General features: G+C 44.6%; 13 protein-coding genes. 3 read left to right on the top strand and 10 right to left on the bottom strand.

The window, feature by feature from the left end; translation table 11 throughout:
- Nucleotides 1-4 precede the first annotated feature (4 nt).
- Nucleotides 5-283 carry a HesB/YadR/YfhF family protein gene (locus ERX40_RS03170; protein ID WP_133417047.1) on the top strand — a complete coding sequence of 93 codons (279 nt, stop codon included), beginning with the start codon at nt 5-7 and terminating at the stop codon, nt 281-283.
- A 27-nt stretch (nt 284-310) separates the two neighbouring features.
- Here the strand turns inward: ERX40_RS03170 and ERX40_RS03165 are convergent, their stop codons facing one another.
- The 4 genes from ERX40_RS03165 to ERX40_RS03150 all read right to left on the bottom strand — a co-directional run bounded on the left by ERX40_RS03165 (nt 311) and on the right by ERX40_RS03150 (nt 6,580).
- Nucleotides 311-730, bottom strand: a complete 420-nt coding sequence (locus tag ERX40_RS03165) for an acyl-CoA thioesterase (protein ID WP_133417046.1) — start codon at nt 728-730, stop codon at nt 311-313.
- Nucleotides 731-790: 60 nt separating this feature from the next.
- On the bottom strand, nt 791-3,496 hold the full coding sequence (gene acnA / locus ERX40_RS03160; RefSeq protein WP_133417045.1) for an aconitate hydratase AcnA: 2,706 nt from the start codon (nt 3,494-3,496) through the stop codon (nt 791-793).
- 150 nt (nt 3,497-3,646) lie between these two features.
- Nucleotides 3,647-4,924, bottom strand: coding sequence for a TrkH family potassium uptake protein (locus ERX40_RS03155; RefSeq protein WP_243712899.1), 1,278 nt, complete (start codon nt 4,922-4,924; stop codon nt 3,647-3,649).
- Nucleotides 4,925-5,053: 129 nt separating this feature from the next.
- Nucleotides 5,054-6,580, bottom strand: a complete 1,527-nt coding sequence (locus ERX40_RS03150; protein WP_208001646.1) for a glycine betaine uptake BCCT transporter — start codon at nt 6,578-6,580, stop codon at nt 5,054-5,056.
- Between the two features lie 170 nt (nt 6,581-6,750).
- On the opposite strand from ERX40_RS03150, the gene mscL reads away from it, so the two are divergent.
- Nucleotides 6,751-7,119 (top strand): large conductance mechanosensitive channel protein MscL, encoded by a 369-nt coding sequence (gene mscL, locus ERX40_RS03145; RefSeq protein WP_133417043.1) that lies wholly within the window; start codon nt 6,751-6,753, stop codon nt 7,117-7,119.
- A 48-nt stretch (nt 7,120-7,167) separates the two neighbouring features.
- Here mscL and ERX40_RS03140 read toward each other — a convergent pair whose 3' ends face one another.
- From ERX40_RS03140 to ERX40_RS03120, 5 genes are all read right to left on the bottom strand, one after another.
- On the bottom strand, nt 7,168-7,779 hold the full coding sequence (locus tag ERX40_RS03140) for an SCO family protein (RefSeq protein WP_133417042.1): 612 nt from the start codon (nt 7,777-7,779) through the stop codon (nt 7,168-7,170).
- An 81-nt stretch (nt 7,780-7,860) separates the two neighbouring features.
- Nucleotides 7,861-10,761, bottom strand: coding sequence for an SbcC/MukB-like Walker B domain-containing protein (locus ERX40_RS03135; RefSeq protein WP_165980636.1), 2,901 nt, complete (start codon nt 10,759-10,761; stop codon nt 7,861-7,863).
- On the bottom strand, nt 10,748-11,863 hold the full coding sequence (locus ERX40_RS03130) for an exonuclease SbcCD subunit D (RefSeq protein WP_133417040.1): 1,116 nt from the start codon (nt 11,861-11,863) through the stop codon (nt 10,748-10,750). Before ERX40_RS03130 ends, ERX40_RS03135 begins: the two co-directional genes overlap by 14 nt.
- A gap of 75 nt (nt 11,864-11,938) precedes the next feature.
- Nucleotides 11,939-12,157, bottom strand: a complete 219-nt coding sequence (locus tag ERX40_RS03125; protein ID WP_133417039.1) for a DUF2922 domain-containing protein — start codon at nt 12,155-12,157, stop codon at nt 11,939-11,941.
- A gap of 34 nt (nt 12,158-12,191) precedes the next feature.
- A complete protein-coding gene (locus ERX40_RS03120; RefSeq protein WP_133417038.1) occupies nt 12,192-12,395 on the bottom strand; it encodes a DUF1659 domain-containing protein in 204 nt (67 codons plus the stop codon).
- A gap of 92 nt (nt 12,396-12,487) precedes the next feature.
- Here ERX40_RS03120 and ERX40_RS03115 point away from each other — a divergent pair, with 92 nt between their 5' ends.
- Nucleotides 12,488-12,976, top strand: coding sequence for a DUF2621 family protein (locus ERX40_RS03115; RefSeq protein WP_133417037.1), 489 nt, complete (start codon nt 12,488-12,490; stop codon nt 12,974-12,976).
- A gap of 9 nt (nt 12,977-12,985) precedes the next feature.
- Here the strand turns inward: ERX40_RS03115 and ERX40_RS03110 are convergent, their stop codons facing one another.
- Nucleotides 12,986-13,459: a CcdC family protein gene (locus tag ERX40_RS03110; protein WP_133417036.1), complete on the bottom strand. Its 474-nt coding sequence runs from the start codon at nt 13,457-13,459 to the stop codon at nt 12,986-12,988.

Raw genomic sequence — 13,459 nt, 5'->3', positions numbered from 1 at the left:
ATGGATGAAGATTAATCTCGATGATAAAGCACAGCAATGGTTTCAGGAGGAACTCGCTCTGTCTGATGATATGGCCATTAAGTTTTATCCGCGTTATGGCGGTGACCTTCAGCTGAAACAAGGAATCGGCATTGCATTCACTGTAGAGCATTTGCCGGCAGACAGCTATCATGAAACAGTTGGTGGCCTCACCTACTTCGTGGATTCAAAGGATACCTGGTATTTTGAGGATGACACGCTTAACGTCACCGTTGACAATGATGAAATTATTTATTCAAAATAATAACCACGTCCTTTGGACGTGGTATTTTTATTGCTGGTTAAGTTCCAGATACTTTGCATGCCAGTCAGGAAAACATCGATCAAGCCTCAGTGGTCTGTCACTGCCCTTTTTAATCAGGACATGAGTGGACGTTCCGTCAGCTGCGATGCTGCCGTCTTCCTTGACAATCTTATAACCATAGACAGTGCGAATTTTCGAATAAGATTCAATCCAGCTTCTCACTCTCACTTTCTCCGGATAAGTCACCGAACATCTGTAATTCAGATTAATATTAAGGACCGGAGAAATGATTCCTTCCTTTTCCATATCCGCATAGCTGAACCCCGCTTTCTCTATGAAGTCTGTTCTTGCCACTTCACACCAGATCAGATAATTAGCATGATAGACCACGCCCATCTTATCGGTTTCCGCATATCTTACTGCGATTTCAGTTTCAGTTGTAAACATATCTTCACTCCTCCTCCGTCATTATAACAAAAAACCGGGCTGCAGTTGCAGCCCAGCCCATTATGCTAATTTATTACGGAGTACCATCTGCAGAATACCACCATGACGATAGTAATCAATTTCAACCTCAGAGTCAAACCGAGCCAGTGCATCAAATTCCACTTTAGTACCATCTTCCTTAACGGCAGTGACTTTGACGATATCACGTGGACGGATATCATCTTTGATGTCCACAGAAATCGCTTCTTTACCTGTCAGACCCAGTGAGTCAGCCGATTCACCGTTCATAAACTGGAGCGGTAAGACACCCATCATCACAAGGTTTGAACGGTGGATACGTTCGTAACTTTGTGCGATAACTGTTTTGACCCCGAGCAGATTAGTCCCTTTCGCCGCCCAGTCACGAGATGAACCCATGCCATAGTCGTTACCTGCTAATACCACAAGTCCTGTCCCATCCTCCTGATATTTCATCGCCGCATCAAAGATAGGCATGATTTCTCCGGTTGGCCAGTAAGTAGTGAATCCGCCTTCTGTGCCCGGTGCAATCTGATTTTTGATACGGATGTTCGCAAATGTACCGCGCATCATCACTTCATGGTTACCACGTCGTGAACCATATGAGTTGAAGTCACGGATGTCCACACCATGGTTTCTTAAATAGTGACCTGCTGGTGTATCCTTACCGATAGCGCCTGCCGGAGAGATATGATCTGTTGTCACTGAATCACCAAATTTCCCCATCACGCGCAGGTCGTTCAATGGTTCAATTGCCCCCGGTTCTTTAGAAAGGTCCTGGAAGAACGTCGGATTCTGGATGTAAGTAGAGCTCGGATCAAAGTCGTATAGCGGCTGATCAGTTGATTCAATGTGATTCCACAGTTCATTTGACTCAAATACTGCTTCATATTCCTTGCGGAAGAGTTCAGGTGTCACGACTGACTGAACTGTTGATTTAACTTCTTCAATAGATGGCCAGATATCTTTCAGGAAAACATCTTTACCGTCAGTTCCTTTGCCGAGCGGGTCATTCTGCAGATCGATATCCACAGTTCCAGCCAGCGCATATGCCACAACCAGCTGCGGTGAAGCCAGATAGTTGGCTTTAACGAGCGGATGAATACGTCCTTCGAAGTTACGGTTACCTGAAAGAACAGATGTCACAAGGAGATCCTGACGTGAAATCGCTTCTTCAATCTCCGGTAATAACGGACCTGAGTTACCGATACACGTCGTACAGCCATAACCGACCGTATTGAAACCAAGCTGATCCAGATAGTCCTGCAGACCGCTCGCTTCAAGATAACCTGTCACGACTTTAGAACCCGGTGCAAGAGATGTCTTCACAAAATCGGGCACCCTAAGTCCCTTTTCGATTGCTTTCTTAGCGACTAATCCGGCACCTAGCATGACATAAGGGTTAGACGTATTAGTACAGGATGTAATCGCAGCGATAGCGATATCACCTGTTATCATCTTTCCTTGATGGCCATCCGCATAGTTAATCAGCACTTCTTTATCAAATTCATCTTTATCTAATCCATGCCCCTGATTACCGGCAGGTGCCGTCACAGACTTAACAAATTCCTTCTGCATATCGCTCAGGTTGATCAGATCCTGCGGGCGCTTCGGACCTGCCAGAGAAGCTTCAACTGTTGAAAGGTCAAGTTCAACGATATCAGTATAAGTCGGTTCAGGATTATCCACCGTAAAGAACATATTGTTTCTCACTAAATATTCTTTTACGACCTGGATATGCGCATCGTTGCGCCCTGTCAGACGCAGATAGGCAAGTGCTTCTTCATCAACAGGGAAGAAACCGCAAGTTGCGCCGTACTCAGGCGCCATATTAGCGATTGTCGCACGGTCAGCCAGCGGTAAAGTCACAACGCCTGGACCGAAGAATTCAACAAACTTACCGACGACACCTTTTTTACGCAGTTCCATCGTGACACGGAGTGCTAAATCAGTTGCAGTGGCACCTTCAGGCAGTTCGCCCGTCAGCTTGACACCGACTACTTCCGGGATCGGGAAATAGGACGGCTGGCCGAGCATACCCGCTTCCGCTTCAATACCCCCGACACCCCAGCCGAGTACACCAATACCATTAATCATAGTCGTATGCGAGTCAGTTCCGACTAAAGTATCCGGAAAAGCGACCTGTTCACCATCCATTTCACGGACATGCACGACATTCGCAAGATACTCGAGGTTCACCTGATGGACAATGCCTGTCGCAGGTGGTACAGCACGATAATTATCGAATGCTTTTGTCGCCCAGTTCAGGAACTGATAACGCTCTTTATTACGTGCGAATTCAAGCTCAACGTTGCGCTGCAGCGCAGTCGCGTTACCATATTGGTCAACCTGTACTGAGTGGTCGATGACCAGATCGACAGGTACTTCAGGATTGATTTTAGTCACATCTCCACCGACATCATCCATCGCTTTACGTAATGATGCTAAATCAACGACTGCTGGTACACCCGTGAAATCCTGAAGGATGACACGTGAAGGTTTGAATGGTACTTCAGCGTTTGGATCGTTTTTCTTACTCCATTTCACCAGATGCTTAATATGGTCCTCTGTAATGACCCGACCATCGAACTGACGTAAGACCGATTCAAGCAGTACGCGGATTGAGTAAGGTAGCTGATTGATTTCCCCTAAACCGAGTTCTTCAAGAGTTTTCAAGCTATAGAATGTGTATGACTGACCATTCAGCTCAAAAGTCTTTTTAGAAGCCTTTTGGATATTTGAATTCATATTTGTTCCCCCTATTTTATAATGAACCGCTTTCTTTATTATTTTAATCAATCTTAAGTGAGAAGTAAATATTATCACATTTCAAATATCAAATATCAGATTATAAGTTTTACTTATAACAAAAACGCCATCCTCAGATGACGTCTGCTTTTAACCGGTCAGTATATCCTGCTTAGGATAACGATAATGCTGATTTTTTGGTTGTGAGAACGTAAAGACGAAAGTGAGTACACCGATTTTCCCTATCATCATCATCAGGATAATCAGCAGTTTACCGGCAATAGTGAGTTTCGCTGTAACCCCCATCGACAGCCCGACAGTACCGAAGGCGGACACTGTCTCAAAAAATAGAGGCAAAAACGGCAGATCAGGTTCCGCGAGCACAAGAAGAAACGTAATGATAAATATCGTTGCAGAGCTGAGGACCACTATTGCAAAACTTCTCAGTAGAAACTTCTGCTCGATAGCCCGGCCAAAGATCTGAATCTCCTGCTGACCCTTGATGTAAGTCATCGTACCGAAGAGAATCATTGCGGCCGTCGTCAGCTTTATCCCGCCTGCTACAGAAGTGGAACCGCCGCCGATAAACATCAGCAGCATGATCAGCAGCAGTGAATCGGTATTCATCGCACCTATATCAATGGAATTAAAGCCCGCTGTCCGCGTGGTCACAGCCTGAAAGTAGGACATCTGCAGCTGATCAAACCAGTGATAGCCGCCGATAGTCTTCCTATTGTTCATCTCAAGTAAAAAGACGAGTGCTGTAGCCGCTGTGTTGACGGCTAATGTGCCTATCAGCATAATTTTCGTATGAACACGTAAAGCCGTGAATGTCTTCTTCCTAAAGAGATCGATGTAGACAGTAAAACCCAGACCACCAAGTACAACCAGTGTAGTCACAAGAAAGTTGATAACGGGATTGATGCGATGTGAGATCATGTTATCGCTGTCAAGGGCGAATCCTGCATTATTGAACGCACTGACTGCTGTAAATAGGCTTCGGTATAAACCTTCCCCGAACCCATACACTGGTATCCATTCAATCGCGAGCAACAACGTTCCGGCAAATTCAAATGCCAGGCTGATGAAGAGCACAATCTGAACCAGCCTTAAGATACCGCCGATACTCCCCTGATTCAAGGCTTCACTGATCAGGAAGCGGTTTTTAAGACCCACCTTGCGTCCGACCAGAATGAAAATGACCATACCGAGCGTAACGATTCCTAAACCACCCACCTGAATCAGCAGCATAATGATCGTGAGGCCGAAATATGTATAATCAGCTGTTATATCTATCGTCGCCAGACCTGTAACCGTAAATGCACTTGTCGCAATAAACAGATGATCAATAAATGGCACAGGTGTTTTCTGCGAGACCGGCAAGGATAATAACAAAGTACCCAGCAGCAGGGTGAATAGGAATGACAATAGAATGATAGTATAAGGATTAAACTTTTTCTTTTTGATAAAAATCCCCTCCTGTCCATCATCTATTATCAGCTAATTCAGGAATTAATCAATAAAGAAAAGACGAATCGCTCAGATTCGTCTTTAAGGCTATTTTTCTTTTCTGCGGAAACGTTTATCCGGCTTAAGTGTTAAACCGAGATGAAGCCGTTCTCTGTTCGCATCCTTATACAGTGAATACATCATGCCGAGCAGCACGAATGAGAATGGGAATGCGACGATAATCGCAGCACTCTGAAGTGCACCTAAACCGCCTGCATAGATCAGGACGAGCGCAATCAGTGACTGTGAGATACCCCAGATCACTTTAATATTGTTCGGCGGGTTCAGTGAACCATGCGTAGACTGCATACCGAGGACGAATGTCGCTGAATCCGCTGATGTGATAAAGAAAGTACAGATGAGCAGCAGCGCCAGTATGGAAAGACCGATACCCATCGGCATCTCATGGAAGATGCCAAACAGCTGCGTCTCGACCGTCATTTTACCGATCGCAGGCACTTTCTTGACTAATTCGATCGCTGTTGTACCGAATACACTGAACCAGAAGAAACTCAGAAGTGCGGGAACCATCAGTACACCGATCAGGAATTCACGGATTGTACGTCCTTTAGAGACACGGGCGATGAAGATACCGACAAAGGGACTCCAGCTCATCCACCAGCCCCAGTAGTAAATCGTCCAGTCACTCATCCATGCCTTCTTCGTCTCATTCAGTGGAGACACATCAAAGCTCATATAGATGAAATTCTCCAGTAAGTTCCCGATTGACGTCGAGAACATGTTCAGAATCAGAATCGTCGGACCGACAAACAGGACTGCAAAAAGAAGCAGTGCCGCAAAAACGATATTAAGATTACTTAAGTACTGGATTCCCTTCGATAAACCTGTCCATGCACTCATCAGGAATAAAATAGTTACGATAATAACAATAATGACTTTTACCCAAAATGTATTGGGTACACCGAACAGGTAATGTAAACCACCATTGATCTGCTGAGCACCCATCCCAAGGGACACTGCAACTCCTACTATAGTTGCAAATACTGCAAGTACATCAATAATAGTTCCAAGCAGGCCTTCTACTTTATTACCTAATAATGGTCTTAATGTGCGTGAAATTAAGCCGGGCTCACCTTTTCGGAACTGGAAGTAAGCAAGACCAAGTGCGACGACACCGTAGATTGCCCAGGCATGGAATCCCCAGTGGAAGAATGTTGAACGAAGTGCTTCGCGGAATGCCTCATTGGTTTCCGGTTTTGCTGTAGGTGGTGCTAGGTAATGACTCAGTGGTTCTGATGCGCCCCAGAACACAAGTCCGATACCCATTCCTGCACTGAACAGCATCGCAAACCATGATAACGAACTGAACTCCGGTTCGTCTTCAGGCTTTCCTAATTTCAGCTTCCCGATCGGACTTAAAATAAGGAAGATACAGAATACGACCATAAACGTTGAAATCATGACATAATACCAGCCGAACTTATCAGTGATAGATGCATTGATTTTTCCGGTCACCTCTCCGAACTGTTCCGGCATAGTAGCACCTAGTAATACTGTCAGGACAACAAGTGCAAGTGCAATATAGAAAACTTTTGACATTTTTGACTTTGGCATGTAAAAACTCCTTTCTCAATTTAAAGCACTATTTATGATAACGTAGAAAGTGTAAACTATCAACTTTCTGAAAATTATCAGAAATGTAATGCTATTTTTTCTTGATTATAAAAAGTATTTACATTACAAAAAAACGGTGTACAATAAATAATAATAGGAGGTGACTATACATGTCATTAGTGAAAGAATTTAAGGAATTTGCTATGAAGGGTAATGTTCTCGACCTTGCTGTGGCAGTCGTCATCGGGGCTGCATTCAATAAAATCGTGTCCGCATTAGTAGAAAGCATTATTATGCCGATCATTGCCCTGATATTAGGTGGCAAAACAGATTTTGCAAAACATTGGTCTTATATGGGTATTAAATACGGTGTCTTCATTCAATCAATCATTGACTTCCTGATCATCGCAGCTTCCATCTTTTTATTTATCAAAGTACTTAACAGACTGACGCGTGCTCAGCCTACTGAGGAAACAGTTGAAGAGAATACAGTGCTGCTCACTGAAATCCGCGATTTACTGCGCAACAAAAATCTATAATATTCACAAAAACGGGAATTCCACTGGAATTCCCGTTTTTGATCTTGATTACTTCTTGTATGGTCCCTCTTTGATCAAAGTCTTGACATCCTCAACAATCTCACCTTTCGGGAACTTCTGATCACCCGTATCTTTACCGATGTAATCTTTGATGATTGTACCGTTCTGATCAATCAGATAGAAGGATGTGCCATGAGTCGCCTGATCATTGCCCGCTGTCGGTGGTACTGCGATGGTCTTGAAGTTCTCTTCCCCAAACTGACGGATAAATTTCTCATCATAGCCAGTCACGAGCTTCCAGTTATCAGTTTTAGCGCCATATTGTTTCGAATACTTTTTCAGCTTCGCAGGTGTATCACGTTTAGGATCGACACTGAAACTGATGATACCGTAATCCTTCACGCCTTCCTTCTCAAGCTCGTCAACAACTTTCGTCATATTGAAAGTCATCGGTGGGCAGACCGTTTCACAGTTAGTGAAAATAAAGTCAGCAATCCAGACTTTACCTTTCATCTCTTTCTCCGAGAAGGTGCCACCGTCTTCATCAGCTGCAGTAAATTCTGTCAGCTGATTACCATAACTCGGTTTAGGGTCGAGCCTTGAATTACTGCACGCGGCTAAAACAAATATAATACTCATTAATATCAGTAGCTTTTTCATAGCTGACCTCCTCGTTGATATATTTAATATATCATAGTAGGATTTCTATGAAAGTCTTAAATTATGACTAAACTTCAACATTTATTTAATTGTGAAATGTGTGGTACTTAAATAGCCGGAGCTTTCAACGTGAAGGATGGCAGGAATTCTATCCTTCAGCACTGGCACATGTGAAATCAGACCGACCATCTTGCCGCTTCTTTCGAGTTCCACGAGACATTCAATCGCTGTTTCCAGCGTCTCATTATCCAGCGTGCCGAAGCCCTCATCTATAAAGACGGATTCCAGGCTGATTCCCCCTGATAGTTGAGTGACATAATCACTGAGACCTAGCGCAAGCGATAGCGAGGCCAGGAATGTTTCTCCGCCCGACAGCGTCGTGATATCACGGACCTGATTGGAATACTGATCAAAAATCTCGATATCGAGACCACTGTAGCCTAATGACTTGATGATGCTGCGTCTGAACTGATAACGATGTCCCGTCATTTCCTTCAGGCGCAGATTAGCCAGCTTAAGCGTCTGATCCAGATAATAAGTCAGTACATAGTTCTCAAGCGTCAGATTATGCTGATTTTTCCCGCCGAGTAAACGGGATAATTCAAGAAGTTCCTTCTGCTCTTCGACATGCAGGCGATAATCCTTATCTATCTTCTCAATTTCAGCCAGCAGCTGTCGATTATCCTCCAGCCTGATTTTCAATGTCGTCTCTTGTTCCTGAATTTCCATCTGGTCTTCCTTCAGGATGCCGGCATGAGCAGCCAGCTGTTCTGTGTCTACATATGCCTGACCTTGTATCTGGTCTTCAAGTGTCTTCAGTCTGATAGTGACTTCTGTAAGTGCCTGCTCATACCGCTCGATTTCATGTTCCAGCTTGTCAGGCCGTTCATTATCAGGTGATACAGCCAGCTGCTCCTCTGTTATTTTATACTTCGCCATTTCCTTTGTCAGCCTGGACCGAGCGGCCTCCTCTTCGGCCTGCCCATCCTTCAGGAGAACGGAGAGCCGGTCAGAGGCAGAGCTGTTAATCTTCAGTTCATTGATATGGGCATCGATACGCTTCTGAAGCTCTTCTTTTCTCTCATTGTAGCGAATAATCTGTTCATTACGCATGGACCATACCGCTGCAAACTCGTCATACGAATGACAGCCCGTTTTTTCCTTAAAGCCTTGCCATTTCTCTTTATCTGACATCAGTTCATACTGCACCTGTTCAAGTTTATTTTCCAGCTTAGTACGCTTTTCCTGTCCGTCGATAGCTGCGGTGAAATCCAGCTGTAGCTGTTCCTGTTCTTTATCCGCTTCCTCCTTCGCCTCAAGCTTTTCTGCGATATAGCTTTCCAGCTCACGTATTCTGTTCATGATGCGGCGGGTATCAGCCTGTTCAACATCACTCAGCGCCTCGATAAGGCTTTCGAGTCTGACCTTCTGACGTGCCTGCTCTTTCATCATCTCCAGTCTATCAGTGGCTTCAGCCCTATCCGGCATGTCCTGGATTATCTGCTGACAGACCGGACAGACATCACCTGTATGGAGATGCTGTCTCAGCAGATTGATTGCATCTGCATGCACCGTAGCTGCTGTAACCGTTAAAGTCTTCAGCTCCGCCTCATATTGGAGACGACGGTCAAAGCTGTCATTCTGCGCCTGCTTTTCCTTCAGTTCATTCTTAGAGGAAGTGAGCTGCTGCTGTCCACTCATGATTTCATCACTCAGTCTCTGACGTCTATCATTGTTAGCGGTCATCTGACTGAAGATCACATCACCTGCGATCATTTCCGTCTCCTGGATTTGTGATGACAGCGTCTTTATCGTCTCCTCACTATCACGGATTTGCTGTTCAAGCTGCTGCCAGATGTCATCATTCAGATAATGCCGTTCATCATCTCTTCTAGTGGTCAAAAGTGACATTTCTGCTTCATTTTCAACAAGCAGATGAAGTTCTTTCTTGTCAGCTGCCAGCTGAAGGGCCAATTTCTCTTTTGTTGCACTCAGCTCTGTCATTTCCTCTGACCAGCGACCTATCTTCGCCGTCATTTTCTGCAGCTGACTGTAACGTTCAGAGAGCGTCTCCAGCACCTGCAGCTTTACAAGTTCACGTTTCTTGTCCTGTATAGCGTCATGCTGACTGATCAGCTCGTTCTTTTCGGCTGTCAGTTCTGCTCGCAGCGCAATCAGAGCGTTCACCTGACGGGCTGCTTCAAGTTCTGTCTGTGCAGCATTCAACTTTTCTGTCAGCTCTGCAGCTGCTAGAGAGAGCTGTTCGAGCTGCTGCTGCTGTTCATTAACGATACTCTGATATCCAGCCAGCTGCTGACCGATTGAACCTTCCACAGTCGCATCTGCTTTAATCTGACCGAGCAGCGCATACAGTTTTTCCTCTAAAGTATGAACTGCGGATTCAAGCTCTTTCGTTTCAGTCAGCAGTTTATCCTCAAGCAGCCTGAAGCGTACTGTATTGAATAATGTCCTCAGCACAGGCTGTTTCTCTTTACTTGAGGAAACGAGAAAACGCTTGAATTCGCCCTGCGGCAGAATCAGAATCTGTCTGAACTGATTCGCATCCACTTTCATAATATCCAGTACAGCCTGTTTGCCTTCAGCTGTTTTTGCAGCCAGCAGCTTCTTTTCGTCTGTGATGTCCATCAGTTGGAACTTCGATTCTGTCATCTTCTTGTTGCCCGTCTTCCAGTATGGAAGCTGTCGTTCTGCGACATAAGTGGAACCGCTGACAGTGAACGTGAACCTGACGCTTGCTATCTCATCGTTTCCGGCAAACTGACTGCGCAGTGCATTTTTATCACGGTCTTTGGTGGAGGCTTCTCCGTAGAGCGCATAAGTCATAGCGTCAAAGAGAATTGTCTTGCCGGAACCCGTACGGCCGCTGACCAGAAAGAGCTGCTGCTGATTCAGTTCATTGAAATGAATGGTTTCATCCAGGAAAGGGCCGAAGTTCTTCAGTTCAAGTTTAATGGGTTTCATCATTGACCTCCTTGCTCAATCGTTCAATAATCTGCTGCTGGTTATGTGACAAAGACGTATCGGTCAGTTTACGGACGAACTGCTGGATGATCTCCATATCAGTTCGCTGATCAACCTCTACTTCAACTTCACGTTCACTTCTGATATCTTCTGCATAACGGAGTTCAAGGACATTCGGATAGACCTGCTTCAACCGCGTCATCGGATCCTTGATATGACGCATATCACTTAATATGAACTGATAGTAATCCTCCGTACTGAGCGCCAGACTGTTGTTGATCACCGATTCATAGTCACTTTCAATCACATGCATATCACGCCGTGCCTCGACAGGTACGAAGACACTTTTCACTTCCTCATCTATATAGACGAGCCGGTACCCCTTAGGCTGACTGACCTCACTGAATGAATATTTCATCAGACTGCCGCTGTAGAATATTGTCTCTGACTGTATGGCAAATGGATGATGCAGATGGCCGAGTGCCACATAATCAAAGCCTTTGAACACCGTTTGATGGACATACTCAACTGCCCCCATAGATAAAGGTCTCTCAGAATCAGTTTCAGCGCCCCCCTGAATAAAGAGATGGCTGATGATAACAGCTCTTTTTGACTGATCTCTCTTGTCATTGATGATTTCCACTACTTTTCTGTAGCTGTCATAATGTGTCTGTATATTATCTTCCTCGAAATAGAGCCGTGCTTCTGCCGGTTCAATATATGGAATAAGGTAGAAATCGACGTCGTCAAACGTTACCGGCGTAAAGCTATCCTCGATTGCAGTGCTCAAATAGAACTGATGACCTTTGAACCAGTCCTTACCATAGCCGAGACGCATGGCACCATCATGGTTGCCACTGACAGCCAGAACGGGCAGACCGCGCTCTATATTGATCCTGTAGATGAAACTTTCAAAGAGCCGCACCGCTTCCTTTGAAGGCAGAGCCCGGTCATAGATATCACCAGCTATGATGACAAGCTCTATAGCTTCATTGTCGATTTCTGTTATTAATTTATTCAGAACATATGCCTGATCGGCCAGCAGGAGATGCTGATTTAATGTTCGTCCGATATGCAGGTCTGCTATATGCATGATTTTCATAGGGTCACCTCACCCCTATTATACACAAAAAGACATGACCAGATACGGTCATGCCCCAGGTAGATGTTCACTTAATTAATCCTTTTTAAGAATAATGCTTTCGGTACGGTCTACAAGTTTTGCGCCTTTGATGGCAACGGGTCTGCCGGCAGGTGTTTCAAAGTACTGTCTGTCAATAATAGTCTGCATCACATTCTCAATCGTCTGTGCTGTCAAGTCAGATTTTGGATTGGCGATTGAGAATTGATAGTTTTTACCGAAATCAGTTGTGAATGTCATCTGTAAAGTCTTCATGGCTTATTCCTCCTTTCATCCATTTTTCTGAAAGCTACTTCACTAATTTCAGCTCAGTCAGTTCAGCGCTGATGTAATCCTCGCCTGTCAGCTCGCTGATCAGACCTTTCATTTCCAGTGCCTGTGAATCTGTCAGGTCAAGTCGTACCTGGCTGAAGCGACGTGTTTTCTTTGTTTCCCTGCCATTTTCGTCTGTAGAAGCCACGTATGTCAGATTAAGAGTCAGTTCTTTTAACATGTTCTCACCTCCTTTCACTCTATATATCGAACTGAGCGAATGAATTAGACACAAAGCTTTTTATTTTTTATAATGTCTATGAGGTGAATGAATTGAACGATACGTTTATGTACTTGATTTTTCTCTGGACCGTCATATTTATCGGCTTACTTGCCATCGGTGGTTTTTTTATGTTCAGAAAGTTTCTGAAGCGGATGCCTAAAGAAGATGGGCGCAGTGAGCTGGACTGGCAGGATTACTATATCAACAAGGCACTGCCTTTATGGCAGGACGACAGCAGGGTACTGCTTAATGAGCTGGTTTCTCCGGTTCCGGAACTGTTCCGCGACGTTGCCAAGGAAAGGATTGCGGGGAGAATCTCCAAGATAGCGTTGGATGAGCATGCAGATCAGATTGAACTCGATCATATAATGCGCGGCTATATTATTGCGACACCTAAACGAGATCACGGCTTTATGAAGAAAAAGCTGAAGGAACTGAACATAGACTATACGCCGTACATGAAGTATTTCGAATATGCGGATGATGAAAAGAAGAAGTTCTCCATTTTCGACCATTCAGAACTGGCACAAAAAAAATAAGACAGTCCGTCACCGGACTGTCTTATTTAATTTCTGTTCGATTTTTCTGTATTTCTGATACATCGCAACACGCCACGGTACAATCATACTGAACGCCAGCAGGAAGAACATACCTGCAAGTTCGCCCGGATGAATCATGCTGCTCAAATAATATTTCATCACAGAACGGATGACGAGCAGTGAAATCAGGATCACCGGAAACAATTTAGATCGCTTCATATAAATCTGATTATCCTGTACGACAAAATTAGAAGTGAAGATCAGAAATAGCGAGAAGAACATGCCGACCAGTACTGCCTCAAGAATTTCCATCGGCGTCAGTCTGAAATAAGGAAAAAGATACATCAGTGCGCCTGTTGCCATAAAGAACGGCGGCAGAATAATCTTTCTAGCATTCGTTGGGTAGTTCTGCGCCTTCATTCTGACGACAATCACAATCAGTCCCATGCAGACGGCGATTACCATTGATATAATTACATACAT

Origin of the sequence: Macrococcus carouselicus, assembly GCF_004359515.1 — a bacterium.
GTDB lineage: Bacteria > Bacillota > Bacilli > Staphylococcales > Staphylococcaceae > Macrococcus > Macrococcus carouselicus.
The sequence above is the reverse complement of the archived record's forward strand: the minus strand, read 5'-3'. Positions and strand labels throughout refer to the sequence as shown.

Excerpts from the sequence above, each read along its gene's own strand:
- ERX40_RS03110 (WP_133417036.1), bottom strand. The coding sequence starts at position 13,459 with ATGTATGTAATTATATCAATGGTAATCGCCGTCTGCATGGGACTGATT.
- ERX40_RS03120 (WP_133417038.1), bottom strand. The coding sequence starts at position 12,395 with ATGTTAAAAGAACTGACTCTTAATCTGACATACGTGGCTTCTACAGAC.
- ERX40_RS03165 (WP_133417046.1), bottom strand. The coding sequence starts at position 730 with ATGTTTACAACTGAAACTGAAATCGCAGTAAGATATGCGGAAACCGAT.
- ERX40_RS03170 (WP_133417047.1), top strand. The coding sequence starts at position 5 with ATGAAGATTAATCTCGATGATAAAGCACAGCAATGGTTTCAGGAGGAA.
- acnA (WP_133417045.1), bottom strand. The coding sequence starts at position 3,496 with ATGAATTCAAATATCCAAAAGGCTTCTAAAAAGACTTTTGAGCTGAAT.
- ERX40_RS03125 (WP_133417039.1), bottom strand. The coding sequence starts at position 12,157 with ATGAAGACTTTACAGATGACATTCACAACTGATTTCGGTAAAAACTAT.
- ERX40_RS03130 (WP_133417040.1), bottom strand. The coding sequence starts at position 11,863 with ATGAAAATCATGCATATAGCAGACCTGCATATCGGACGAACATTAAAT.
- ERX40_RS03150 (WP_208001646.1), bottom strand. The coding sequence starts at position 6,580 with ATGCCAAAGTCAAAAATGTCAAAAGTTTTCTATATTGCACTTGCACTT.
- mscL (WP_133417043.1), top strand. The coding sequence starts at position 6,751 with ATGTCATTAGTGAAAGAATTTAAGGAATTTGCTATGAAGGGTAATGTT.
- ERX40_RS03135 (WP_165980636.1), bottom strand. The coding sequence starts at position 10,761 with ATGAAACCCATTAAACTTGAACTGAAGAACTTCGGCCCTTTCCTGGAT.
- ERX40_RS03140 (WP_133417042.1), bottom strand. The coding sequence starts at position 7,779 with ATGAAAAAGCTACTGATATTAATGAGTATTATATTTGTTTTAGCCGCG.